This is a genomic window from Armatimonadota bacterium, assembly GCA_035527535.1.
Taxonomy (GTDB): domain Bacteria; phylum Armatimonadota; class Hebobacteria.
In genome coordinates, this window is record DATLAK010000034.1 from 1 (window position 1) to 26315 (window position 26315).

At 67.5% G+C, this 26315-nt stretch carries 19 protein-coding genes; 12 read left to right on the forward strand and 7 right to left on the reverse strand.

The window, feature by feature from the left end; all coding sequences use genetic code 11:
• Nucleotides 1–3868, forward strand: a 3868-nt coding sequence (locus tag VM221_01835; protein HUT73558.1) for a DUF6079 family protein, incomplete at its 5' end; no start/stop codon positions are given.
• A 247-nt stretch (nt 3869–4115) separates the two neighbouring features.
• On the opposite strand, the gene VM221_01840 is transcribed toward VM221_01835, so the two are convergent.
• Nucleotides 4116–4991: a site-specific DNA-methyltransferase gene (locus tag VM221_01840; GenBank protein HUT73559.1), complete on the reverse strand. Its 876-nt coding sequence runs from the start codon at nt 4989–4991 to the stop codon at nt 4116–4118.
• 37 nt (nt 4992–5028) lie between these two features.
• Nucleotides 5029–7365, reverse strand: a complete 2337-nt coding sequence (locus VM221_01845) for a DNA translocase FtsK 4TM domain-containing protein (protein HUT73560.1) — start codon at nt 7363–7365, stop codon at nt 5029–5031.
• Nucleotides 7366–7614: 249 nt separating this feature from the next.
• Between VM221_01845 and VM221_01850 the strand changes: the two genes are divergently transcribed.
• The 5 genes from VM221_01850 to VM221_01870 all read left to right on the forward strand — a co-directional run bounded on the left by VM221_01850 (nt 7615) and on the right by VM221_01870 (nt 16252).
• On the forward strand, nt 7615–9252 hold the full coding sequence (locus VM221_01850) for a phosphoenolpyruvate carboxykinase (protein ID HUT73561.1): 1638 nt from the start codon (nt 7615–7617) through the stop codon (nt 9250–9252).
• Nucleotides 9253–9288: 36 nt separating this feature from the next.
• Nucleotides 9289–10359: a DNA-processing protein DprA gene (gene dprA / locus VM221_01855; GenBank protein HUT73562.1), complete on the forward strand. Its 1071-nt coding sequence runs from the start codon at nt 9289–9291 to the stop codon at nt 10357–10359.
• Nucleotides 10360–10525: 166 nt separating this feature from the next.
• Entirely contained in the window at nt 10526–13417 is a 2892-nt protein-coding gene (locus VM221_01860; GenBank protein HUT73563.1) for a DEAD/DEAH box helicase family protein, read from the forward strand.
• On the forward strand, nt 13407–15317 hold the full coding sequence (locus tag VM221_01865) for a site-specific DNA-methyltransferase (GenBank protein ID HUT73564.1): 1911 nt from the start codon (nt 13407–13409) through the stop codon (nt 15315–15317). Before VM221_01860 ends, VM221_01865 begins: the two co-directional genes overlap by 11 nt.
• A gap of 221 nt (nt 15318–15538) precedes the next feature.
• A complete protein-coding gene (locus tag VM221_01870; protein ID HUT73565.1) occupies nt 15539–16252 on the forward strand; it encodes a hypothetical protein in 714 nt (237 codons plus the stop codon).
• A gap of 27 nt (nt 16253–16279) precedes the next feature.
• On the opposite strand, the gene VM221_01875 is transcribed toward VM221_01870, so the two are convergent.
• The 5 genes from VM221_01875 to VM221_01895 form a co-directional block, all read right to left on the reverse strand.
• Nucleotides 16280–17686: a sulfatase gene (locus VM221_01875; GenBank protein HUT73566.1), complete on the reverse strand. Its 1407-nt coding sequence runs from the start codon at nt 17684–17686 to the stop codon at nt 16280–16282.
• A 166-nt stretch (nt 17687–17852) separates the two neighbouring features.
• On the reverse strand, nt 17853–18461 hold the full coding sequence (gene wrbA, locus VM221_01880; protein HUT73567.1) for an NAD(P)H:quinone oxidoreductase: 609 nt from the start codon (nt 18459–18461) through the stop codon (nt 17853–17855).
• A gap of 85 nt (nt 18462–18546) precedes the next feature.
• The gene (locus VM221_01885) at nt 18547–19014 is read right to left on the reverse strand and encodes a hypothetical protein (protein ID HUT73568.1); all 468 of its coding nucleotides are present in this window, start codon (nt 19012–19014) and stop codon (nt 18547–18549) included.
• Between the two features lie 28 nt (nt 19015–19042).
• A complete protein-coding gene (locus VM221_01890; GenBank protein HUT73569.1) occupies nt 19043–19579 on the reverse strand; it encodes a c-type cytochrome in 537 nt (178 codons plus the stop codon).
• Nucleotides 19580–19726: 147 nt separating this feature from the next.
• Nucleotides 19727–20680, reverse strand: a complete 954-nt coding sequence (locus tag VM221_01895; GenBank protein ID HUT73570.1) for an FAD-dependent oxidoreductase — start codon at nt 20678–20680, stop codon at nt 19727–19729.
• A gap of 878 nt (nt 20681–21558) precedes the next feature.
• Between VM221_01895 and VM221_01900 the strand changes: the two genes are divergently transcribed.
• The 6 genes from VM221_01900 to VM221_01925 all read left to right on the forward strand — a co-directional run bounded on the left by VM221_01900 (nt 21559) and on the right by VM221_01925 (nt 26248).
• Nucleotides 21559–22167: a superoxide dismutase gene (locus VM221_01900; protein HUT73571.1), complete on the forward strand. Its 609-nt coding sequence runs from the start codon at nt 21559–21561 to the stop codon at nt 22165–22167.
• A 236-nt stretch (nt 22168–22403) separates the two neighbouring features.
• Nucleotides 22404–23111, forward strand: coding sequence for a 2-oxo acid dehydrogenase subunit E2 (locus tag VM221_01905; GenBank protein ID HUT73572.1), 708 nt, complete (start codon nt 22404–22406; stop codon nt 23109–23111).
• Nucleotide 23112: 1 nt separating this feature from the next.
• Complete coding sequence (locus VM221_01910) at nt 23113–24090, forward strand: thiamine pyrophosphate-dependent enzyme (protein ID HUT73573.1); 978 nt, start codon at nt 23113–23115, stop codon at nt 24088–24090.
• Nucleotides 24074–25096 (forward strand): alpha-ketoacid dehydrogenase subunit beta, encoded by a 1023-nt coding sequence (locus tag VM221_01915; protein ID HUT73574.1) that lies wholly within the window; start codon nt 24074–24076, stop codon nt 25094–25096. The genes VM221_01910 and VM221_01915 overlap by 17 nt, the downstream gene beginning before the upstream one ends.
• A 61-nt stretch (nt 25097–25157) precedes the next feature.
• A complete protein-coding gene (locus tag VM221_01920; protein HUT73575.1) occupies nt 25158–25634 on the forward strand; it encodes a redoxin domain-containing protein in 477 nt (158 codons plus the stop codon).
• A gap of 65 nt (nt 25635–25699) precedes the next feature.
• Nucleotides 25700–26248: a thioredoxin domain-containing protein gene (locus tag VM221_01925; protein HUT73576.1), complete on the forward strand. Its 549-nt coding sequence runs from the start codon at nt 25700–25702 to the stop codon at nt 26246–26248.
• The last annotated feature ends 67 nt before the right edge of the window (nt 26249–26315 follow it).

Genomic DNA, 26315 nt, shown 5'->3' on the forward strand with positions numbered 1-26315 from the left:
GGAGTTGAAGGCGCGGCTGCGGGCCGAGGGGGATTCCCCCTCGCGACCGTCCCAGGCCGAGCTGCGCGCCCTGCTCGAGCTCTATTTCATTGATCACCCCGACAACCGCCGCGCGTGGGAGGCGGTCATCGCCAGCATGGCGCGCGCCGAGGGCCCGGGGCGCGGTTTCCTCATCTCCGGCGCTTACGGCGCCGGCAAGTCGCACATGCTGGCGGCCCTGAGCCTGTTAGCGGAGCACCCGGTGGCATGGGAGCATTTCCTGCGCGGACACCCCTGGCTGCGCCCCTTCGCCCGCGCCTTCGGCCCTGCCCGCCGGCTGGTCGCCGTTGAGATTCCCCTCGACCACTACCGCGGCGGCGCCCACGCCCTGGAGTGGATCGTCTTCCGCCGCATCGAGGACGAGCTGCGCCGCCGCCTGGGGGACGACGCCCCCGCGCTGGTGGACGAGAGCGCCTACTTGGCGGCGTTCAACAAGCTCATCGTGCCGCAGCGCAGCGCCCCCTTCAAGCGCTTCCTGGTGGAGCTGGCCGAGGACCGTGACTGGGAGCGCGTGGCAGCCGAAGATCGCCTGGCGGCCCTGCGCCTGGCGCAGCGGTTCATGCACCGCGAGGGCATCGAGTTCTCCCTCGCGCGGTCGCGCGGCGAAACGGCGGCGCGGGTGCGTGAGGTGATGACCGCAGCCGGGCTGACGGGCCTGGTGCTGCTGCTTGACGAACTGAGCCTGTTCCTGGCTTCCAAGGACAAGCGCGGACTGGACGAGGACGCGGCGTTCCTGCAATTCCTGGGCCAACAGGCGCGCGCGATGCCGTGGTGGGTGGTCGCGGCCACCCAGCGCGAGCTGGAGGACGTGGGCGACATTGACGCGCACAGCCTGCGCCAGATCCGCGACCGCTACCAAGCCCACCATCTGTCGCTGGCGCAGTTGCGGGTGGTGATCGAGCGCAAGCTGGTGGAGAAGCCGGATGCTCGCGCCTTCGCCGCCGCGGTGGGCGCCGCGTGTGAAACCTGGGCCAACGGCGGCCGCCTGAGCTTCGCGCCGGAGGAGCTGGCGCGCACCTATCCCTTCAACCCCCTGGCGCTGGAGGCATTTCAGGGGGCGGCGGAATCGTTCCTGTCGCAGACGCGCAGCGTGGTGCAGGTGGTAAGCCAGGCGCACGCCTCGGGGCTGCTGGCGCAGGCGCCCCAGCGGCTAATCTCCGCCGATACGACCTTGGAACTGATCACGGAGCGCCTGGCGGGGCGGCCGGAGCTCGCGCGTTTCGAAGCCGCGCGGCGCTTCTACGCCGAGAACGCCCACCGCATCTCGCCGGACGTCCCGGAGTTGGTGGCGGCGCTTTTCCAGGCGTTGGCGCTGGCGGCCCTAGGGAGCGCGCGGTGGACCGTGCGCGAGATGGCGGACGCGCTGGCGGGCTCGCCGGTGCGCGCAGACCGGGGCGCCGAGTTCTACGCCCGTGCCGAGGCGACCCTCAAAGCCATGCGGCGGCGCGGCGCCTACGTCGAGTGCGCGCATCAGCCGGGCGACTTGGGCGACCAGTACTACCTGGAGCTGACCAGCGACGCGGGCGAGGCGCTGCGGCGGCGCCTGTACGAGGTGATGCAGGCGCTCGGCGACCGCGACTCGCGCATCTTTGAGCACGCCGCGGCAACGTGCGGCGAGGGTGCATTTCCCCTCGCGCGGTTCTCCCACCCGGCGCAGCAGCAGTGCGAATGGATGAACACCGTGCGCCGGGTCACCGTCGAGCGCCGCGATCTGCGCCGCCTGCGGGTGGCGGAACTGTCGCGCCTGGCCGATACGCTGGCCGCGCCGGGCACGCCCGATTGCGGCTGGCTGGCGATCGGCGGCATGGCCGAGATCGAGGAGCAGCGAGAAGCGTGGGTCGAGGCCGCGCGGCAAGTCGCGGGCCGCTGGACGCGGGCGCTGGTGGCCTGGCTGCCGCGGGCGCTGCGTGAGGAGGAGTTGGAGGTGCTGCGCGAGCATGCGGCGCTGTGCATGATGACGGCCGACCCCACCACGCGCGGCGGCGAGCATGGGCGCGAGCTGGTTGCGCTGGCGACGCAGCGCCTCTCGGCCCAGGCCCTAGAGGCGGCGCGCATCGTCGCCGAGGCCTATGCGGAGGGCGAGCTGCTGCGGGCCGACGGCCACCGCAGCGACCTGACGCGGCTCAGCGGCGGCGACCAGTGGGAGGACCTCCTGGGTTCCATTTTCGACTGGCCGCTGCGCGAGCTCTTCACCCGTTTTCGCGAGATCGCGCCGCGCAAGCGCCTGGCGGGCAAACAGCGCAGCACCTTCGTCATCGAGGGCTTCCTGCGCGCTGGGGCGGCGGCGCCGCCGCCGGATTCCGCGTTGGAGGAGGCCTTGGCGGCTTATGTCGAGCCGCTGGGGCTGGCCCGGCGCGAGGGTGAACATTGGCGGCTGGCAGTGGCAGCCAGCGCCGCCGCGCAGGCGGCGCTGGAGATGGTGCCGCCGCGAAGTGCGGCCGACGCCTTCGATGCTTCAGCCGTGGTGCGATTCGCCGACTGCGCCGCGCGTATCGAGAAGAGCGAGTGGGGCCTGACGCCGGAGATGGTGGAGCTGGTGATGGGCGCGCTCGTCCGGGCCGGACACGTGGTGGCGCTGGACGGCTTCCTCAAGCCGATCCCGTTTGCGCGCCTGGGCACCCCGCTGTCGGACCATGTCGCCTACCTCGCGCGGGCGGTGCCGCTTGCGCCCGACGACGAAGCGTCCGTGCTGGGGCTGGCGCGCGCCTTGTTCGGTGAGGCCCCGTCGGGGTTGGACTTCGAGGCGCAGAATGATCTGTGGGAGCGCCTGTGCCGCTGGGCCGAGGACCTGTCGGCACACGCCCCGGGGCTCGCACAGCGGATGACGACGCTCTATGAGGCGCTGGGCCAGGGTCCGGCGGAATGGGCGGAGTCGCGCCGCGCGCTGGCGGCGGCGGAGCAGCTAGCCGGGGCCGTAGCACCTGACGCCGATGCGCGCGACGGATTGATCGCCGCCGCGGAGGTAGGGGCAAGGCATGCCTTGCCCCTACGACATCACGCGCGACTGGTGGGTTTCCTCGGTGGCGATGCCGAGCTAGCGATCCTGATGTTTCGCTATCTCAACGATGGGCGGCTGCGCGTCCCTGACGAGGCGGCGGCGCGGGCGCGCGAGGAGCTGCTGGCGATGCTGGCGCGGGGGGAAGACCTGGTCGCCGAGTGCGCCGCTTTCCGTCGCCAGGCGGCGGCATTCGTCTCTGACTACGCGGCGTGCTACCGGCGCCATCACGCCAAGGTCTATGCGGTTGCCAGGTTCCGCCCCTATGCCGATCTGCGCCGGAGCGCTGAGCTGCGCGCCCTCACCGCGCTGGCTCCCCTGGGGCTGTGCGCTGGCGATGTCGCGGCCATCGAGGCGAAACTGCGCGCGCAGATGGAACGCCACTGCGCCGGCGGGCGGCTTCAGCAGGCGCTGCGCCACCAGCCGGTGTGCCCCGATTGCGGATTGGCCCTGGGCGAGGATGTGGAGCTGGTTGCAACCAAGGACTTACTGGCTGGATGCCGGCAGACCATCGGTGCAATCCTCACCGAGCTGACACAGGCGAATGTGGCACCCCGGCTCGTCGGGGTGGATCGGGCGCAGGCCATCCAGTGCGCCCTCGACCTGCTGGCAGATGCGCCCGCCGAGGCGGTGCTTGCGGCCTTTACCCCGCCGGTCGTCGAGTGGCTGGCCGCGGCGCTGCGGCCACCCAGCGGGTCACGGCTGCGCCTGACGGAACTGCAGGCATTCCTTCGCGGCAAGCGCCTCACACGCCAACAGGCCCTGCGCGCCTTCGCCGATTGGCTGAGCGCGCACGGCGCAGCGGGGGACGAAGACCCCATCGAATTCGAATAGCCTTTTCGGGCTTGGGGAAAGGCGCAACGCCGAGCCGCAAGCACGGTGGCGCAGCCGTCTCGGCTGCGATGCGGTTGGCGGGCGAGACGCCCGCCCTACCATTCCGCAGGCGGGGGCGCCCATGCTCCATTTCCTGGGCGCGACCTCCGTGAGAGCTTGCCCCGAGCTTGTCGAAGGGTCGCGAGGATTCGCAGTATTGGAAACCGCGCGCCCATTCCCATCCGTGTTCATCAGTGTGTATCCGTGGCTACTTCGGCGTTTTGCGGAGGATCAGGCAGTAATGGTGGTGGTAGTTGGGGACGAAGATCTTGGGGTAGCCCCAGATGCCCAGCGGCTTGGTGTTCTGGCACCACACCTTCTCGCCCTGGAAGGAGAACTTGCGGCTGATGCGCCGCGCCAGGTCCCACGCCAGCGGCTTGACTTCGCCCCCCGGCGCGCGCAGGTTCTGCACCACGACCACCAGGTACTTCCCCGCCGCCAGGCAGCGATGTACGCGGTCGAACACACCCCCCACCGCCTCGACGAACTCGTCGTAGTCGGTGATGTTGCCCAGGTCCGCCGCGGAATCCGAGTAATGCGTGTCGAGCCGCTGTTTGGCGCGCTGCTTGTGCTTTGACTCGACTCCCCCGCGGCTGGTGCGCAGCATGTTCCAGTAGGGCGGGGAGGTGATAACGAAGTCGAACTGCGGCAGCCTCCGTTTGAAGCTCAACCCACATGCCTGCAATTCATCGCGCGCCGCCGCCCAGAACTGCGGACTCGCCATCCCTGCCGCATCGCCCTCGATCACGGCCTGGTATGAGCGGTCGAGGCTGAGCTGTGCCAGCCGCCGGCGCGTGATCGTTGCGTAGCGCGGCGACAGCTCGATCCCCACGCCCTGGCGGCCCTGTTCCGAGCACGCCACCAGGGTCGCCCCCGAGCCGAGAAAAGGGTCGAGCACGAACTGGCGCTGCTTGGTGAAGAAGCGCAAGAACTCGGCGACCATCTCCTCGGGGAAGCGGGCGGGGTGAAGCTCGGTGGGTTTGTTGCGGTGGTAGCGCGGTGAATCGCACACGAACCACGTGCGCGTGAACTTGATCCACTCGGTGCCGGTCAGGTCGTTGAGGTCGTTCTCAGGGCGCGCCATCGGCATCATGCGACGCGGGCACAAACCGCTTTACCGACTAGTCCGCGTCGAGAGTCTCCTCTTCCCCGTCGGCGCGGGGGGAGTCCTGCGCCGCTTCGTCCGGTCCCGCCTCCGCGGCGGGGTCGTCGTCGCCATCCTTGACCGCCACCCCGCCCCGGCTCAGCGGCACCGTATAGACCTCGCGCGGGCGGGAGCCGTCGGCAGGGCCGACATACCCGCGATCCTCCATCATGTCCACCAGGCGCGCGGCGCGGGTGTAGCCGATGCGCAGCTTGCGCTGGAGCATGGAGGCGCTGGCGTACTTGGTCGAGAGCACGAAGTCGAGCGCCTTGTCGAACATCTCGTCGTCAATGCCGGCGCCGGCGCCGCTCTCCGACGGGGAGACGATGGCCTCGGCCAGGAACTGCGGCTTGCCCTGCTGCTTGAGGTACTGGACGAGGACGCCGATGTCGCGCTCGCTGAGGTAGGCGCCCTGGATGCGCATGGGCTTGGTGGCGTCCATGGGGTAAAACAGCATGTCGCCGCTGCCGACCAGACGCTCGGCGCCGTTGATGTCGAGAATGGTGCGCGAGTCCACCTGGGAGGCGACGGCAAAGGCGATGCGGGAGGAGATGTTGGCCTTGATGGTGCCGGTGATGACGTTGACCGATGGGCGTTGGGTGGCCACCACCAGGTGGATGCCGGTGGCGCGCGCGAGCTGCGCGATGCGGCAGATGGAGGACTCGAACTCGGTCGCCGCCTGCATCATCAGGTCCGCCAGCTCGTCAATCACGATCACCAGGTAGTACATTGGCTGCAAGCCCTCTTCGACGGCGGCGAGCTCGTTGTGGCTGGCGATGTTGCGCACCCCCAGATCGCTGAAACGCTGGTAGCGGGCTTCCATCTCTCGGATCGCCCAACGCAGCAGCCCCGCCGCCTGCTTGGCGTCGTGGGCGACCGGGGCCACCAGGTGGGGGATGCCCGCGAACAGGCTCAGCTCCACCCGCTTGGGGTCCACCATCAGGAACTTCACCTCGTCGGGGGTGACGCGGAAGAGCAGGCTGACGATCATCGAGTTGAGGCACACGCTCTTGCCGGTGTTGGTGGCGCCGGCGATGAGCAAGTGCGGCATGCGCTGCAGGTCGGCGACGCGGCAGTGGCCGGAGATGTCCTTGCCCAGGGCGAAGGCCAACGGCGACGGATGCTCCTTCATCTCCGGGGATTCCAGGATCTCCTTGAGGTTGACGAACACGACCTCGGTGTTGGGCACCTCGATGCCGATGACGCCCTTGCCGGGCACCGGCGCCTCGACGCGGACGTCGAGGGCCGCCAGCCCCAGGGCGAGGTCGTCGGCGAGGTTGGTGATACGGCTCACCCGCACCCCCGGCGGCGGCTGGATCTCGTAGCGGGTGACGCGCGGCCCGCGCTCGATCTCGACGACTTTGGCGTCAATGCCGAAGCTGCGCAGGGTGCTCTCCACCAGCTCGATGTTGTCGGAGGTGTCGTCGCGCGCGGGGCGGCTTTCCACTTGCGTCAGCAAGCTCGTCGGCGGGAGCTTGTACGGAGATGACGCGGCTGGCTCCGGCAGCCCCTGGTCGGCGAGCGTCAACTGCTGCGCGGGGGGGGAGATCGCTTTCGGGGGCGCCGCGGCCGGCCGCGACTGCGCCGCGGGTGTGGGCTGTGGTCTGGGTCGCGGCGGGGCGATCGCGCGCGCTTCCTCCGAGGGCAAGCGCTTGAGCGCCCGCGGCAGGGCCGGTTCGGGCCGCGGCGTCGGCTGCTGCGGGCGGCGCCGGCGTTCGCGCAGGGAGCGCATCCCTGCCACCGCGGCGGTCGCAGCCGCAACGATGCCGCGCCCGGAAACGGAGGCCAGGGTCGCCAGCGGGGTGTCCACCAGCACCCCCAGGGCGGCGATGCCGGCCAGCACCAGCACGATCGCGCCCAGCACCGGTCCTAGCGTCGGCCTCAGCGCCTCCGCCAGCAGCACCCCCACCAGGCCGCCCGGCTCGGCCGTCATCTCGCGCCCGAGCACTCCCTCGCCCGGCGCGGTCAACTGGTACAGGCCAAGCACGACCGCGAACAGGACGCTGAGGCTGATGGCGGTGGCGCGCATCGGAATGCGGTCGCGCTGCGCGACGAGCGCGGTTCCGGTCACCAGCAGGGCGATGGCCACCGCCAGCGCCCCGAGGTCGCCGACCAGATACCGCAGGATGTCCCGCAAGTTGCGCGCGAAGAAGCCGGCGTTGGGGAACGTGCTGAGGGCGACAATAAGCCCCAAGGCGAGCAGCCCGAGGCCGGTGACCTCATGGCGAATGCGGTAGCGGCGATGCTCCCCGCCCAAGGGGGCCGCCTTGGGCTGCGCGCGTGCGAGATGGGCGCGCGCGCTGCGACTCTTCATGGCCTGCTCCTGTGCTGCGATTATGGCTGCGAACGCTTCAGCGGTGAACGATTTCTCGAGGCCGGCAGACACGTGCATGATAGCAGATTCTCGCCCGCAGCGCAATCGCTTGACCCTTCGTGCCCGAAGACCGGCTTGCGCGCGCCGGGGGGCTTATGCTAGAATCAGCGACACTGGGCTGACGACCAGCGGTGCACCGGGCGAACGGCTCCCCGCGGCGCTGACGGCATGCTCCGGAGGTGACGCCACTTGGCACGAAAGAAGACCGCGCTGGATGTTACGCAACTGGCGGAGAAGCTGTACCACCAGCACAACGTCGAGCACCTGTCGGACGCCGCGGTCAAGGATCGGGCGTTGCCGTTCGGCCAGGTGACGGAGTTCGGGAATCTGAATTTCACCTCGAACGTGCGCAACCGCAGCGCGGGCCTGACGGTGTACCTGGGCAGCGACCGGGTGCTCCAGCGCAAGCTCAGCCCGCGCCAGAAGGAGATCCGCGACGCCGCCCCCGATGCGCTGCGCAAACTCCACCGCTACCTCGACCGCACCAAGCTCGTCTGCATCGAGCGCACGATGGGCAACAACGACACCTTCAGCCCCCACTGCACCATGTACGTCTCGGTGTACAGCAAGAGCGCGGTACAGATCGCCCACATGTGGGGGGAGACGCTGTTCGCCTACAAGCCCACCGCCCCCGGCCCGGACATGAGTTGGATCTGCGTGCCCGAGTGGCCCGAGCAGGATCGCCAGATCCTGGTCTTCCCCGAGGAGGGGGTGACCTATGTGCTGGGCTCGGACTACATGGGGGAGGCGAAGAAGGGCTTCCTGCGCATGGCGATGTGGTATGCCAAGCAGGAGGGCATGCTGGGCGTGCACGCGGGGGCGAAGATGGTGCAGGCGCGCCAGCCCGATCACAAGCTGCACCGCTACAGCATGCTGCTGTTCGGGCTGTCGGCGACCGGCAAGACCACTCATTCCTGCCACGACCACGGACTGTCCCACGACGGCGAGACGATGGACGTGGTGCAGGACGACGTCTGCTTCCTGCGCGAGGACGGCAGCGCCCTCGGCACCGAGCGCGGCTTCTACCTCAAAACCGAGGGCCTCGACCCCCACGGCCAGCCGCTGCTCTACAACGCCGCCATCCAGCCCGACACCATCTTCGAGAACGTGATGGTGGACGGCGACGGCAACGTGGACTTCCAGGACGAGACCTTGACCAGCAACGGCCGCGGCGTGGTGCAAATGGCCAACCTCGCGCCCCACGCCAGCGACACCATCAACCTGCCGCCGGCGGAGGAGACCGACGGCATGCTGCTGTTCTTCATCACCCGTCGCAACACCGTGCTGCCGATGGTCGCGCGCCTGACCCCAGAGCAGACGGCCTTGGCCTACATCCTGGGCGAATCGGTGGAGAGCTCCGCTGGCGATCCGCGCCGCGCCGGCGAATCGGTGCGCGTGGTGGGCACCAATCCCTTCGTCGTCGGCGACGAGGCGGCGGAGGCCAACTGGATCCACGAGTTCCTGCGCCGCCACCCCAAGGTGCAGGGCTACCTCATCAACACCGGCGGTGTCGGCGAGATCCGCGAGAAACAGCCCGACGGCACCACCCGCATCAAGCGCGAGGTCATGCGCATCCAGATCCCGGAGAGCTCGGCGCTCTTCCGCTCCGCGGTGCGCGGTAGCGTGAAGTGGCGCCGGGAGTCCTACCTCGGCATGGAGGTGCCGGAGGAGATCGAGGGCGTGGACATCCGCAAGTTCGACCCCACCTCCTTCTACTCCCAAGCCGAGGTTGACAACTACGTCAATGATCTCAAGCGCGAGCGCCGCGAGTACCTCGAGCAGTTCCCGGGCCTGGCCCCGGCGATCATCCAGGCTGCCGAGAAATAGGGACGCGGCGGTCACGCCGACCCCGGGGAGGCGGAGGTGAGCCTCGAGGGATGGGTGGCACTGAGTAAAGCGGAGCTGCGGCCGACGCAGGCCCTGGCGCTGCTTGAGCGCTTCCCCACTCCCCGAGAACTGCTGGCTGCCGGGCCGGCGGGATGGCGCTCCGTCTGCCCTCTGTCGCCGTCGGAGGAGCGCCGCCTGCGCGATGCGGCGCAGGCGCCGGTCGCCCAAGACCTGCGCCTGCTGGAGGAGCTGGCGGCCCACCTCGTCACCATCCGCGATCTGCACTATCCGGCGCTGCTGCGGCAGATCTACGGCGCCCCGCCGGTGCTTTATGTGCGCGGCGAGATCCGCGAGCAGGACCACCGCGCGGTCGCCATCGTCGGCACCCGCCGCGCCAGCCCCTACGGCCGGCTGGTGGCCGAGACGCTCGCGCGCGACCTCGCCGCCGCCGGCGTCACCGTAGTCAGCGGACTCGCCCTGGGCGTTGACTCCGCCGCCCACGCCGGCGCGCTGCAGGCCGGCCGCACCATCGGTGTCGCCGCCTGCGGCCTCGACGTCAGCTACCCCCCGAGCAACCGCGCCTTGATCGAGCGCGTCGCTTCCCAGGGCGCCGTGGTCAGCGAGTTCCCCTTCGGCGCGCGCCCCGACCGCTGGCGCTTCCCCGCCCGCAACCGCATCATCGCCGGCATGGCGCTGGGCACCGTCGTAGTCGAAGCCCCCGAGGGCAGCGGCGCCCTCATCACCGCCGACCATGCCCTCGACCAGGGGCGCGAGGTCTTCGCCGTTCCCGGCGCTGTCAACACCGTTCAGAGCCGCGGCACCCACCAGCTCCTCAAGCAGGGCGCGAAGCTCGTCGAATCGGTGGATGACATCCTCGAGGAGCTGGACCTCCCCGCCGCCCCCAAGGCCGAAGCGCCCCGTACCGACGATCTCTCATCCGCGGAAGGCGGCCTGCTATCCCTGCTCACCCTCCATGAGAAAGACGTGGACTCCCTCATTCAGGAGACGCGGCTGCCGTCGTCCCAGGTCAACGCCATCCTCACCATGCTGGAGCTGCGCGGGCTGGTGCGGCGCATGCCCGGCAACTACTTCGTGCGGGTGCACTAGCGGCTCCAACATACCGCCACCAAGGCAGTAGCGTTGGTCAACGACGAGGGTCGGAAGGCGGTTGCGGAACCCCAGGCATGGGATGTGAAATGCCGGCTCGATGTGCACACACCAGGAGCAAGTCGCACAAGAAGGGCAGCGTGCGTGAAGAGGGAAGAAGGGCCTTATGAGACAGCGAGCCTCCGATGACGCTTTCGCTCAACTCCACCTGGCTCGCGAGCTCGCGGGCGACATCGAGGGGTGGAGCAAGCAGGGCTGGCCGGGCGTCACCCAGACAACCCACGATCTCCTCTCCTACTGGTTCAACCGTGATCCGGACAGCGGCGAGTGCTTCTACCTTTGCCAACAGCGCGCCATCGAAACTGTCATCTACTGCCACGAGGCGCTGCAAGAACCTACACTTGCGCGCCTCTACCAACGCGTCGCACCGGAGGCCCTGCTGCAATTCCAGGCCCTCAAAGCCGAGGTCCAGAACATCCCCTTCTCCAAGTATTGCCTCAAAATGGCCACCGGCTCCGGCAAGACCTGGGTATTGGCCGCCCTGCTGATCTGGCAATACTTCAACGCCTTGCGTCGAGAGCGTCCAGGAGTCTACTCAGGTCGCTTCTTGGTGGTCACTCCTGGCCACGAAGTGCTGAACCGCCTCCTGGACTCGTTTAAGGGCAAGCGTGACCGCAAGACCGGTCTTCGCAACCCGGAGACCTCTGACTATCGCCGGGAACTGTTCATCCCGCCAGGCGCAATGTGGCAAGATCAGTTCCACATCGAAATCCTGGAGCCGTCAGATGTGCGGCCAAATACTACGCCTCCCGACGGCCCGTTTGTGTTCCTCACGAATTGGCAGCAGTTCCGCCTCAAACCGCCGGAGGGCAGCCTGTGGGACCGACTGACCGGTGCCGATGTGGAGGAACAGTCGCGCGGCGAAATCATCGCAGACTTCCTTTCAGAGTTTCCTGACCTGGTAGTGATGAACGACGAGGCCCATCATGTCCACGGCAAAAAGCCGCGCGGCAGCCGTGTCAGCCAAAGCGATGAACTTGTCTGGCGGCAATTCATGGGGGTGCTCTATGACCGACTGACTGAGGCGCACGGCGACGAACGGGGCCTTTTCATGCAGTTGGACTTCTCGGCCACCCCCTTCTTCGGAAGCGGCCCGGAGCGAGAATACTTCCCCCACATCGTGTATGACTATGCCCTGCTCGAGGCCATGAACCACATGCTGGTCAAGCAGCTTTTCCTGGAAGAGCGCCAGGCCATCGGCGGCGAGCGTCTCGAAGAACTTGATTTTCGCGCAGAGCGAACGGAGCCGGAGAGCGGTCGCAGGCGCGGACAGGTAACCGGACTTTCGCCAGGGCAGAAGCTGCTGCTCGACATCGGGCGCAGGAAGATGGAGCAATTAGCGGAGGAGTTGAGGCAGCGCGGCATAGACAAGAAGCCAGTCATGCTGGTGCTGGCGGAGGAGACCGAGGTTGCGGGCCTCGTGGTGAACCACTTCGCCACCCTTACCGATGAGCGCGGGAATACCTACGGGAAACGCGATGTGGTCAACGACGATGGCCAGGGGCAGGTGCTGCTCATCCATTCCGGCCTTCCGGATAAAGAACTGGACGGCGCCCGCCGCTGCCTAGATGCCATTGACGTTGACGCTGACCCGCTGCGGGTGGTCATTTCGGTTCTCATGCTGCGGGAAGGCTTCGACAAGATGAACATCTGCGTGATCGTGGTGCTCCGGGCGACCGAGGCCGACCTTCTCCTGGAGCAGATCGTCGGTCGCGGGCTTCGCCTGATGTTCCCTCCGGCGAGCCATCCTGAGTTCCAGGATGCCAAGCGGGAGGCCTACCAGCAGATTCGGCTGGGCCGTATTCCCGCCAACTCTCTCGACTTCCTCTTCATCGTGGAGCACCCTCGGTTCCGTGCCTTCTATGATCAACTTCGCCGCGAGGGCTACATCATCGGCGAAGGCGATACCAGTCGCGTCACGACGACCGGCGATATCATCCCGGTCGAGGCCATCCCAACGCGCATCCCGTCGCACGACATAGCCTGGCCGGTCCAGATCTTTGAGCAGGGTCGCCTCCCCGATCTGCGCCAACTCGATATATCAGCGCTACCCGCTTACCCCGGCGACTTCGCCTCTCTCAAGCAGATGCTGGGGAAACTGGCGATATCCGATGTCCACGTCCCGAGCGATAAGCGCACCCGAACCTGGAAACTCGACAACCCCTACTTCGACTACAACTTCTTTCTCAGCCAGGCGTCGCGCGCCATCGCGAGAGAGGGCAAGGTGCAACTGCTCACCGGAAAGTTGGCAGAGATCGCCGAGGTCGTGGACGAGTATGCTGCCCGACATCTCTTCCGCCAGGAGATTGACTTCACCGCGCCTGAGGACTACCAGGTGCTGAACTTCACCCTAGTCTTTGACCATGTCGTCAACCAGGTGCGCACTGCCATTCTCCGGGCCGCCGAGAAGGCGCAGTTCGAGGTCCGGCAGGGGATCTGGAAACGCCTCTCTCAGGTGCCGCGAATCATGGTCAGGGAATCTCACAGCGTAGCGACAGACCGGAGCATCTATCCGCGGCTTCCCTACTCGGCGGTTGGCGGTGGGTTCGAGAAAGACTTCATGCTTGAAACACTCAACACCTCACCCGATCTTGCCTATGCCAAGCTCGACCGCAAACACGGCCTCCGCATTCCTTACCGGGACACCGACGCAATCTACCGGGAGTACGAGGTGGATTTCATTGTGAGGGAGGCGGATGCCATCTACCTGGTGGAGACCAAGGCTGACCGCGACCTCGACTCGCCCACGGTGGCCATCAAGGCCCGGGCCGCCCAGGCTTGGTGTGATACTGCCTCGACGGTGCGTGCCCCGGATGACCTACCGCAACCCTCGAAGTGGGAATACGTGATTCTCTCAGAGAGCCTCTTCAAGCAGAACCGCGGCCTCAGTTTTCAGGGTCTCGTGCCGCAGTGCCGCGCTCTGCGCGACAGGTTGATTGCCCAGGCCGAAGGGGCGCTCTTTGTGATCGGAGAGGAGGCTGCCCCTTATGGCGAATAACCGCGTTGTTTACCCCGAGCGCAGCCGAGGGGAGCGCCGCAAAAAAGACTCGGCGCGGCTGGTGTGGGACACCAAGCCCCGCCGCGCGCCCAACCCGCGCGACATTGAGTTCCAGACTGCCGAGGTGGTGATTCCGAACCCGGCCCGCGACGCGGCGACTCTCCCGTTCTCCTTCCGCGACGGCCTTTTCGGTGACGAGGAACTGGACAAGCAGCAGATGAACCGCCTCATCTGGGGCGATAACCTGCTCGCCATGCAGGCGCTGCTCGCGCAGGGGTACGAGGGGAAGATCAACCTCATCTACATTGACCCGCCGTTCGCATCATCCGAGGATTACTACTACCAGCTGACCATCGCCGGCGATGAGGTTACGAAGCAGCCTTCAGCGCTTGAACGATTGGCCTACAAGGACTTCTGGGCAGGCGGAAGCGACTCGTATCTCGACATGCTCTATCCGCGACTTCAATTGATGAAGCGGCTACTTGCGGACACAGGCACTATCTACGTGCACATGGATTGGCACGTCGGACACTACGTGAAGGTGGTGATGGATGAGATCTTCGGAGTGCGGCATATGCGCAATGAGATCGTATGGCACTTTCCAAGCATGTCCGCGTCTCGTCGCGACTTTCCAGACAAGCACAACGTACTGTTTCGCTACGTCAAATCGGATGAGTGGACGTTCAACGCAGACGACGTGCGCGTGCCATACGAGGAGGCCTCCGCAGACGTGATGTCCGCGGGCTACGGAGGGGGCCTGGGTACAGGCGGCGTGTCCGTGCGCAAGGCCTACGGACATGAGCTGGGGAAAGTACCTGACACGGTCTGGCGCATACGCCACGTGAGTAGCGGAAATGAGAATACTGGTTTCCCTTCGCAGAAGCCCGAACCATTGCTTGAGCGGATCATTAAGGCGTCATCTAGCCCTGGTGACATCGTCGCGGATCTTTTCTGCGGCTCCGGAACAACCCTTGCCATTGCAGAAACGCTCGGGCGGCGCTGGATGGGGTGCGACTTCGGCAAGACCGCCATACAGGTGGCGCGCACGCGCCTAGTCGAAGATGGTGCGAAGCCCTTCCTCATTGAGAACATCGGCAACTACCAGCGTGAGATGATCTATCTGACTGGCGGGCGCATCGGGGAGATGCAGCGCATCATCCTCAAGCTCTACGGCGCTACGCCCCGGCCTCGCACCAACGACCTGGGCGCCCGCCAGGTTGATGATGGCGTCCTGGAATTGGTATATGTCGGCTACCCTGACCGGCCAGTAAGCGCCAGGAAAGTCGAGGAACTGGCTCACCAGGCTGAAGCCCTTGACGGCACCGGCTACCGCCGCCTCGTCATCCTTGCCTGGGACTATGAGTACAACTATTCCACGGCGCTTGAGAACCGGCTGAAGGCCTCGAAGCGTCCTGCGAAGGTGAGAATCGAGAGCCGTTTCATCCCGCCCGACATCTACGATTACCTCAAAAGGGCCAAAGACGAGGGGGATATCGAGCCGCTGCGCGACAAGGTCGTCTTTCACGAGAAGCCATACTTGCGCCTGGCGAAGCCAGTGGTGAAGAAAAAGAAGGACGGGGCCGCCGAGGTCACCATCGGGATCGAGCGCTATGTTCTGTTTGACATCCCGGTGCAGAAGCAGGAGGATCGCGAGGAACTGCTGGCCCTGGCCAAGAACAACTTCGCGGTACTCATTGACTACTGGGCGGTTGATTGGGAGTACGACGGCTACACCTTCAAGAGCCAGTGGCAGGCCCTGCGCGGCAACGGCCGGCGCACCCGCGTCGTGCCCACGACGGTGACTCATAACCTGCCGGCCGGCAAGACCTGCACCATCGCTGTGCGCCTTGTAGACGTCTTCGGCAACGACGCCGCCGGCACAGTCAACATGGAATTGTGAGCAGTTGTGAGACTCTGGCGGACCGGTCCAAGCGGCTGCGGCAGGCACGCACCGCCCCGAAACCGCTTCTGACATCATTGCCGGGAGGCGGGTTCCCTGTGACTCGTTCCCGGTGGGGGTTAAGTGCCATGCAGACGGAACCGGGTTCCCCTCTCCAGCCGCCGGGGGCGCGGAGGTGCCCGCATTGCGGCGGCGCAGCGGATGACGCGGCGCGCTATTGCGTGTCTTGCGGGCGGGCGCTGGACTACGCGCCGCCCGACGTGGATGTCGGGGGTTGGGTCAAGCGCGGTTGGGACGTCTTCGTCAACAACATCGGCCCCTCCATCGCCATCCCGCTGGTGATGCTCGTCCCCCTCATCGGGCTGGGCATCCTCGTCTACGTCGGGATCATCGGCGCCGTCATCACGGCCGACGCGGTCGGCGCCCGCGGTGAGAAGATTGCGCTGGCGGCGATGGGGAGCCTGTTCGGGCTACTGGGCCTGTTCGTCGCTTTCCTGATGCCGGCGCTGCTCGGGGGCATCTACGCTTGTTTCCTGGCGGGGGCGCGCACCGGCAAGGTGACGGCCGCGCACCTGGGCGACGGCTTCCGCCAATGGTGGGCGTGCACCTGGGTGTGCTGGGTGCTCGGCGCCGCCAGCCTCGTGGCGCTGCCGTTCACGCTCGTCCTCATCGGGCTTCCGGTCCTCTACGGCATCCAGAGCCTGCTGTGGCTGGCGCTGATGCGCATCGTGGATACGCGTCGGGGCGGTATGGACGCCCTCGATTTCGCGTGGAATGCGATGCGCGGGCGCTTGTGGATGATGCTGCTGTTCACGTTCCTGATGACGACGTTGATGAACGCAGGCGTGAGTGCGATGTATCTCGGCGCCCTGGTGACCACGCCCATCGCCACCGCCGCCCTGGCGGCGGGCTACGACGCGCTGAGCAGGAAGTAAGAGACGCCCGCGGGGGCGGCGCCGGCTCTACTCGACGGCCAGTTCCGGTTCCAGCGGGGTGCAGCCCGGCTGGTTGCGCATGCCCAGCAGCCACTCCGGGATCGGTTCGCCGGCGTCGGCTACGGCTAGGGCGGCCATGTGCGCGCACACCTCGGGATGCTCGGCGGCGAGGTTGCGGCGCAACTGCGCATCGGCCTGCAGGTCGTACAGCCGCTCCGCCTCGCGCCCGAGGAAAGCGTTGTACCACATGCGCGCATCCCGCACCATCACGAACGGCCCCCAGGCGGTGGTTGTGTGGTCGCGGTGCGCCTCCTGATCCCCCCGCAGCACCGGTGAGAAATCGAGGCCGGTCATGGTCTCCGGCGGTTCCACCCCCATCAGCCGCAGGAGCGTGACCGGGATGTCGTGCGAGCTGATGAGAGCATCACTCCGCCCCGGTTTCACGCCGGGCGCCCGCACCATCAGCAGCAGGTCCGCGATCTCGCGCGACATCGGGTGCCCCTGCTTCGAGATCACGCCGTGCTCGCCCAGGCAGTGCCCGTGGTCGGAAACCACCACCACGATCGTATCCTCGGTCAGCCCCAGCCGCTCCATCGTCTCCATCAGCACCCCGAACCAGCGGTCGGCCATCGTCACCTCGCCCGCGTAGTTGGCCCGCAGGCGCCGCAGCTCGGCCGCGGTCAGTCCCTGCGCCGGGCCGTAGCCCGACAGGGTCACGTCGCCCACCTCATCGCCGCTGGGATCGTAGGGCTTGCGGTAGTACTCCGGCGGATCCCACGGCTCGTGCGGATCGAACGATTCAACCGTCAGGAATAGCCGCTCCGCGTCGCGGTTCTGTTGGAGCCACGCCGCGGCCGCGCGCAAGACCTGGGGGGCGAAGTAGTCCTCCTCGCAGCGGCGTTCCGCCGTGTTCATCAGGTACTGGCGCAGCAAGCCGTAGCCGCGGCGTTCTGCGAGTGGCTGCTGCAGGGTCGAGGCGGGCAGGTGCGCCGCGATCGCCTCCGGCGACGGCTCCGGGCCGGAGCGGTACTTGTCATTCTCCTGCCCGCGAATCCAGGTCCATTGATCGAAGCCGCGGTGGAAGTTCTTCGACGGCTTGAACTGGTGATAGACGTCGCTGATGAGTCCGGCGCGATAGCCGGCCTCGTGCAGGACCTCCGACAGCGCAGGGCGCTCCTCGCGCATGGGCCCCCAGCCGGGCGCGCCGACGAAATCGCCCTTGTATTGGCGGTGGTCGGAGAACGGGAACACCCGCGCGCCGGTGTAGAGCCCGCGCCGGAACGGCAGCGTGGGCAGTGATTCGGGGTGGGCGGCGGTGAACACGACGCTCTCCCGCGCGAAAGCGTCCAGGTGCGGCGTGCGTATCCACTGATTGCCATAGGCGCCGACGTGGTCCTGGCGCAGGGTATCGAAGACGACGAGGATGCAGTTCAAGTGGCAGTGACCTCCTCAGGGCATGTGGAGGTCAGGATACCGCAAGCCCTGCGCTGTGTCAAACGCAGCCACACATCCGCTGACTTCGGCCAGGAAGTGCTAGCGGTCCGGCGAACGTCTCCCTATGTCGGGAACAGGTCGGCTTGCCCCGATGCCCTGGGCGCACCTACGACCGGAGCTTGCCCGCCACTTCGGCCACGCGCCGGCCCAGGGTGCGGGCGATCGCCAATTCGTCCTCGTTCGGCCCCTGGTCGGCCATGGGGCCAGAGACCGAGCTCGCGCCATAGGGGGTCCCGCCGCGGGTGGTGGAGATCAGCCGCTCCTCCGCATAAGGCACTCCGACGATGACCATCCCCTGGTGGATCAACGGCAGCCACATGGTGAGGATGGTGATCTCGTTGGCGCCGTGCATGGTCGAGCTGCTGGTGAAGGCGGCCCCGACCTTGCCCACCAGCGTCCCCTCCATCCACAGCGGCCCCCAACCGTCCACCACCGCCTTGAGCGATGCGGTCATGTTGCCGAAGCGTGTGGGCGAGCCCAGGATCACCGCGTCCGCCCAACGGAAATCATCCAGCGTCACCTCGCGCACCTGCATGAACCGGGCGTGCGCCGCCTGCCAGCGCTCGTTCTGCTGGATGATGGCTTCGGGTTCTGACGCCGGCGGGCGCGCCAGTCGCGCCTCCGCCTCCGCCACCTGGCGCGCGCCCTCGGCTACGGCCTCCGCCAGCTTGTGGGTATTGCCGTACCTGCTGTCGAACACGATCAGGATGTTCATCTGTCACCCCTCGGCATGGCGGCGGGCCCGAACCATGAGGCTAGGGCTCGCCTCGTCACCTTGCACATATGCGCTTGCGGCTCGCCTACCTGGGCAACTGCGGATAGACCGGCTTGCCCTTGCTCAGCGAGGTCACGTAGGCCGCCAGTTGCGCGTAGCGGGGATCCTTGGGCTCCAGGGCCTTACCCTTGAGGAACATGGTGATGCAGCCGTTGTTCATCTCCCCCAGGGTGATCACGCGTCCCGCCCCCATCTTCCACTTGGGGAAGGTCGCCGCCGATCCCTTGAGGGTGGGGATGGGCACGTCCATGCCCATCGCTTGGACCTTGCCGCCGGTAGTGCCGCCGTTCGGGTGGCAGGAGTTGCAGGTCGCCCGGTTGGTGCCCAGCTTGGGATCGCTATAGACCTGCTTGCCGGCGGCGATGGCCTTGTCCAGCGCCGCCACCTGCTGCTTCTCCGTCAGCATCTGGTGCATCATCTGCGCTTGCAGCGCCGACAGCGCCATCAGCACCACCAGTCCCGTCATTACCGCCACTGCGAGCTTCGTCCTCATCCGCTCTCACCTCCTTTTCGGTGATGTGCTATCTCTCCCGTTCGCCGACCTGGCGGCGCGCCTGTCGCCGCCAGGCAGCGATTACCATGCCTGACACCGCCCCCATCGCCCCCGCAATGGCCAGGGCCGGCCACCACGACCGTTGCCCAGCCGAGGGCGGGACCGGATCGCCGACGGCGCTGGGGCCGGGCGTCGGCGTCGCTGCCGGCGCCGCCGGGGCGGTAGAGGCGGAAGATGTCAGATAGGCGATGATGCCGTCGAGCTGCTTCTCGCTCCAATCGAACTTCGGCATGAGGGTGCCGGGCTTGACCGCCGGTGGATCGCGAAGCCACTTGCGCAACCAGTCCTTCGTTCGCCGCTTGCCGACATCGGTCAGGTCCGGGCCGGGGCCGGGCGCGCCTTCACCTTTCAGCATGTGGCAATTCAGGCAGGCACGCTCCGTCCAGAGTTGCCTGCCCTGCTCGATGAGCCGGCCATCCTGTGCTGCGCCTGGGTTCGCGCACACGCCAGCCATGGTCACGACTACGGTCATCAACACGACTGCGACAGCGAGTCCTGCTCTCATGCTGCTATCTCCATTCGCGGATGCGGGTTTGCGCCAGCTTCGCACGGATGAAGAGGGCACCCTGTCGGGTTCGAGGACAAGCCCGGGCGCATGTGCGGGTGGTACGACAATGAGGCGAGGCGGATGGCGGCCGGCCCCACGACGCGCCTATCGGCTGGGGCGGAAGCTCTCGCGGCGGTTGACGTAGCGGTCGGCCGAGATGGCGGCGATCGCGCCGTCCGCCGCCGCCGTGATCGCCTGCCTGAACTCGGTGCACCGGACGTCGCCCGCCGCGAAGACCCCGGGGATCGCCGTCGCCATCGCGCGGTCAACGCGGATGCAACCGTTCTCGGTGAGCTCCAACGTGCCGCCCAGGAAATCGGTCACCGGCTTGTTGCCCGCGAGGTAGATGAACACGCCATCCACCGCCAGCGTCCGCGTTCCCCCTTCGGGCGCGCCGACCACGATCTCGCGCACCTGGGCGTCCCCGCGGATCTCGACGAGCTTGGTATCCGCCAGCATCTCGATCTTGGGATCCGCCGCCAACGCTTGGCGCACCTCATCGCTCACCCACAGCTTGGGCGGCGGCGCCACCAAGTGCACCTTGGCCGCGAACTTGGTCAGCAGCAGCGCGTCATCCACCGCCTCCTCGCTATTGCCCACCACCGCCACTACCTGACCGTCGTAGAAAGCGCCGTCGCAGGTCGCGCAGTAGCTGACCCCGCGCCCTACCCGCTGCTCCTCGCCCGGAACACGATCTCCGCGCCCCATCGCTCCGGTGGCGATGATGACGGCCTTGCCCAGGAGCACCCCCTCGCCGGTGAATACCCGTTTCGTATCCTGGCTGAGATCCACCCCGAGCACCGGCGCCTGCAGGTACTCCGCGCCGAAATCGAGCGCCTGCTGTTTGATGGTCCGCGCCAGCTCCGCGCCCGACACCGGCGTCGTCACCGACGGGAAGTTGGCAATCTTCGGGGCGACCGCCAGCGATCCGCCGAGCTTGGCCTTGTCTATCAGCAGGGTCTTCAGCCGCGCGCGCGCCGCGTAGATGGCGGCCGTGCCCCCGGCCGGGCCCGCGCCGATGATGACGACGTCGTGCATCGTCTCGGCGTTTTCGCTCACTGGCTCGTCCTCGTTCGCACGATGGTCGGGCGCGAATAGGCCGCCGATGACAGCCGCCCAGGGCCCATTGGCTCGCTGTTTCCGGCATGGCGCGGGCGTCTCCTGCATGACGCTGTCGCGCGGCGCCCACGCAGCTACCGCAGGCGTAGAACGTTCTCGTCACCGGCCTGGTCATGGGTGTTGCGCGGCGGCAACAGACTACGGTTCACAACCGCCGTGGTTCCTGCTACGCTGGTAGCGGCCAGTCGCGAGCCAATCGGGCGGCCGCAGTGGTCGCGGGTCTGCGGACGAGACTGCTCCGCGACGCGTGGCCGCCGACGGCAGCAACGAGTCAGTCAAAGGAGTCGCAGGGATGACCTCGGGAAGGACCGCTGATGCCGGCCGAAGGCCGGCTGAGGGCATGGCACACGATGTGAGCTTGACGCAGGCCTTGCGCTGCGCGTCGCGCGGGGGCGAGGACCACTGCTCGCGGTGTATCGAGGAGTTCGGCGCTGTGGCCAGCGACCCGCGGGCGGCGGCGTATTCAACCTACTCGGAGCGACCAGGGCCGGCGGCGGGGTAATCGCCCGCGCTCGCGCTCGGGTTGGCGGTAGAGGCGGCGGACACGGGCGTCGCAACCGCCGAGGCGGCTTGATGCCTCGCGTCGCCAGGCGCTTGCTCCTGCGCGCCGCCGAGCATGAGCGACGATTGCGACAGGAACACGCCGGAGCGGACGCGAACCACGCGGGAGACCGGGCCCGGAGATGGCGATTGTGGACGAAACCTGCCGCATCCACGCCACGCGGCCACCGCCAACGACGGCGCGCCCGACAAGCTGGCGCACAATCCGCGCGGCGAGGCACCGCCGCGCTCTACCCATGCAAGGAGGAAATGGGCACATGACGGGCGAGCACACACTGCCGGATCTCCCGTATTCCTACGACGCGCTGGAGCCGCACTATGACGAGCAGACGCTGCAGCTGCATCACGACCTTCATCACGCGGGCTATGTCAAGGGCCTCAACGCGGCCGAGGAGAAGGTCGCGGCGATGCTGAAGGCGAACGATTTCGGCGCCGCCAAGGCGGTGTGCGCGGAGCTGGCGTTTCACGGTTCGGGGCATATCCTGCATTCGCTGTTCTGGAGCAACATGAAGCCGGGCGGAGGGGGTGAACCGGCGGGCGAGCTGGCGGCGGCGATCAAGCAGCAGTTCGGCGGCTTCCAGGGGTTCAAGGACCTATTCCTGGCGGCGACCAACGCGGTGGCGGGCTCGGGCTGGGGCATTCTCGCCCATCGCCAAGCGGATGACGCGCTGGTGGTGCTGCAGGCGGAGAAGCATGAGAACCTGACCCAATGGGGGGTTACGCCCTTGCTCGCGCTCGACGTGTGGGAGCACGCCTACTACCTGAAGTACCAGAACAAGCGACCGCAGTGGACCCAGGCGTTCATGGAGCACCTCGTCAACTGGGACGACGTGGCCCGGCGTCTGGCGCAGGCCCGCGGGCGATAACCGGGCGCAGCGCCGGCAGCGCATGGACGCGGATGGTCGCTCAGATGTCATTCTGAGCCGCAGGCGAAGAATCCCCTACCTCCTGCGCAACTCCGATAGGGGATTCCGCCACGGGCGGACAAGTCTTCGGTCGCCAGGCTCCCTCAGAATGACGTGACGGCTCGCATTCGCGCCGATCGGCAGACACCGGTCCTGGCGCCTGCGAAAATACTGCGAGGAGGTAACTGCAACCCAAAATGGATGTTCCCAAGCAGGCGCCAGAGTTCGAGCTGATACCCCACACCACGACGCGCGTCGCCATCGGCGAGCGCGTGGGCAAGAGCCGGCGGGAGATCCCGCATTTCGACCTCTTCGCCCACGCCGATGCGAGCGCGCTGGTGGCCTATCGCCAGCGGCTCAAGCGAGCGGGTGACGGATGGGCGCCGACCTTTAACGACCTGTTCATCTACATCGTGGCGCGCCTGCTGCCCGAGTTCCCTATGCTCAACGCGTGGTACGCGGAGGAGGGGGTCAAGCGGTTCAAGCCGGTGCACCTGGGCTTCGCGGTGCAAACCGACCAGGGGGTGCTGCTGCCGACGCTGTTCGACGCCAACCGCAAACCCCTGCGCCAGATCAGCGAGGAGGCGCACGAGCTTAGTGAGCTCGCCCGCGGCGGTCGGCTGCGGGCGAGCTACCAGCAGTGGGGCGGGTTCACCATCTCCAACGTCGGCCCCAAGCGCATCGAGGCCTTCGCCGCCATCATCAGCCCCCCGCAGACCGGGATCCTGGCCATCGGCCCCATCGCCAAGCGTCCGCTGGTGGTGGGCGATGAGGTGGCGGCGCGCTCGACGGTGTGGCTGACGCTGACCGTGGATCACCGCGTCGTGGACGGCGCGGTCGGCGCGGAGTTCCTGGCCGCGCTCATGCCCCGCCTCGAGGACTGGGCCGGCGAGGAAGGGGAGTAGCATGGCGCGGCCGTCCACCGAGCAGCTCCTGGCGCTCTACGAGGACCTGCTGCGCGTGCGGTTCTTCGAGGAGAAGATCAACGATGAGCTTTTCCCCTCCGGCCTCATCCGCGGGCTCACCCACCTCTACATCGGCCAGGAGGCGGTCGGCGTCGGCGTCATTCGCGCCCTGCAGCCACCGGACTACGTGCTCAGCACCCACCGCGGTCACGGCCACTGCCTGCTGCGGGGCTCCGATCCGGCGCGCATCTACGCCGAGATCCTGGGCCGCCGCGACGGCGTGTGCCGCGGCAAGGGCGGCTCCATGCACCTGGCCGACATGGAAACCGACTTCGTCGGCTGCAACCCGGTGGTCGGCGCCAACCTCCCCATCGGCGCCGGCCTCGCCTTCGCCGCCAAGTACCTGGGCAACGGGCGCCTGACCGCCGTCTTCTTCGGCGACGGCGCCATCAACACCGGCGCCTTCCACGAATCCGCCAACCTGGCGGCCCTGTGGAAGCTGCCGCTGTTCCTCATCTGCGAGAACAACCGCTACGCCATTTCGGTCTCGGTGGAGCGCGCCAGCGCCGTCACCGACCTTGCCGACCGCGCCGCCGCCTACGGCATCTGGCACGAGACCGTGGACGGTATGCGGGTCGGGGAGGTATTCGAGGCGGCCCAGCGCGCCGCCGAGGTCTGCCGCAGCCACCAGCAGCCGGTGCTGCTGGTGGCCAACACCTATCGCTTCGTCGGCCACTATACCAGCGACACTCTGCGCTACCGCCCGCCCGACGAGGCGCGCGACGAGTTCCGCGAGCACGACCCCGTCCACCTCGCCGAGCGCCAGCTCACCGACGACTGCGCGGTGGACATGCAGCAGCTCGTGGCGCTGCGTGATCGCGTGCACCGCGAGATCGAGCAGGCGGCGGAAACGGCCAAGCTCAGCCCGCCGCCGCCGCCGGAGTCGGCGCTGGAGGACGTCTATGCCCCCGAAGGCTGACGTCTCCGCCCCGGAGCAGACCCGTATGCGCGAGGTCGCCTACGCGCTGGCGGTGCGCACCGCCCTGCGCGAGGAGATGCAGCGCGACGAGCGGGTCTTTCTGATGGGCGAGGACATCGCAGTCTATGGCGGCGTCTATGGGGCGACCCGCGGCCTGCTGCGCGAGTTCGGCGACAAGCGCGTGCTGGACACGCCGATCTCCGAGGCGGCGATCGCCGGTATGGCGGTGGGCGCCGCCATCGGCGGCCTGCGCCCGGTGGCGGAGATCATGTACTGCGATTTCCTCTCCATCGCCCTCGATGCCATCGCCAACCAGGCGGCCAAGCTGCGCTACATGAGCGCGGGGCAACTGAGCATCCCGGTGGTCATTCGCACCTCCGCCGGCGGGCATGGATATGCCGCCCAGCATTCGCAATCCCTGGAGGCCTGGGTCACCCATATCCCCGGCCTCAAGGTCGTCATGCCCGGCACTTGCGCCGATGCGCGCGGGCTGCTCAAGTCCGCTATCCGCGACCCCAACCCGGTGGTGGTGATCGAGCACAAGGCCCTCTACCAGACCACCGGCCCCATCCCCGCGCAGGAGACGCTCGAGCCCATCGGTGTGGCCAGGGTCATGCGTGAGGGCACGGACGTGACGCTCGTCTCGTGGTCGGCGATGGCGGGCGCGTGTTTCGAGGCCGCCCAGGAGCTGGCAGGGGAGGGGATCGAGGCGGAGGTCATAGACCTGCGCACCCTGCTGCCGGCGGACTTCGAAACCGTCGTGGACTCGGTACGCAAGACGGGGCGGCTGGTGGTGGCGCACGAGGCGGTGACCTACGGCGGATTCGGGGCCGAGGTGGTGGCGCAACTGACCGAGCGCGCGTGGGGCGATCTCAAGGCGCCCCCGGTGCGCGTGGGTTCGCGCTTCGCGCCGGTACCCTTCGCGGAGCCGCTGGAGGCCTGCGTCATGGCGGGTAAGCAGGAAGTTGTCGCCGCGGTGCGCTCCTGTATAGGTCGGGATCGGTAGGCCGGGCGTCTCGCCCGGCGCCCCTACAAATCGCCATGTGTGGATACCGAGGAGGTGACCCATGTCGGCGTTGCAAGTGGGAGCCAGGGCCCCGGATTTCGAGCTCAAGGCCACCGGCGATACTACGGTTCGCCTGTCGGAGCTGCTGAAGCAGGGCAAGCACGTCGTGATCGCGTTCTACCCGGCGGCGTTCAGCCCGGTATGCGGCGACGAGCTGAGCCTGTTCCAGGAGGCGCGCGACGAGTTCGCGCGTCTCAACGCCCAGGTCATCGCCATCTCGGTGGACAACGTGTGGTCGGCGGATGCGTTCGCGCAGGCCAAAGGGATAGCTTTCCCGCTGCTGGCGGATTTCCACCCCAAGGGAGCGGTGGCGGAGAAGTTCGGGGTCATGCGCGACGACGGCATCGCCGAGCGCGCGCTGTTCATCATAGACCCCCGGGGCGTCATTCGCTACAGCTACGTCTCGCCCGTCGCGGAGAACCCGGGGGCTGATCGCCTGCTCGACGCCCTGGAGCAGATGAGCGCGGGTGGGACATGACCGGCAGGTTCATGTCTGGGGTGGCGCAGGTTTCTAACCTGCGAGAAGCCACAGGATGCAATCCTGTGCCACCGAAGGAAGACCAAACCCATCGTCTGCGCGTGGCAGTCTCGGATGACGATTGGTCGCGCGGCCCCGCCGACGCGCCGGTGACGCTGGTCGAGTACGCGGACTACGAGTGCCCCCACTGCCAGGCGGCGTACCCGGTGCTCGAGGAGCTGCTGCGCGCGCACGCCGACCGGCTGCGCTTCGTTGTGCGGCACTTCCCGGTGACGAGCGCTCACCCCCGCGCCGCGGCCGCGGCCCTGGCCGCGGAGGCCGCGGGGCGGCAGGGCAAGTTCTGGGAGATGCACGCGCGGCTGTTTGGGGATCCGGGGCAACTCGATCCCGCCGACCTGCGGCGCCATGCGCGAGACCTCGGCCTCGACCGGGAGCGCTTCCAGGAGGACCTGGATGACCCGCGCCTGGCGCGCAAAATCCAGGAGCACAGGCGCCAGGGGCTGCGCAGCGGCGTCAACGGCACGCCGACGCTGTTCTTCAACGGCGCGCGGTATGATGGGCCGCGCGACCTGAAGTCCCTGTCACAGGCGGTGGAGAAAACGGCCGAAGACTAACCACAGAGCGCACAGAACACGGAGAACGGATGAATGAACCACAAAGACACGAAGTCACCAAGGGAAC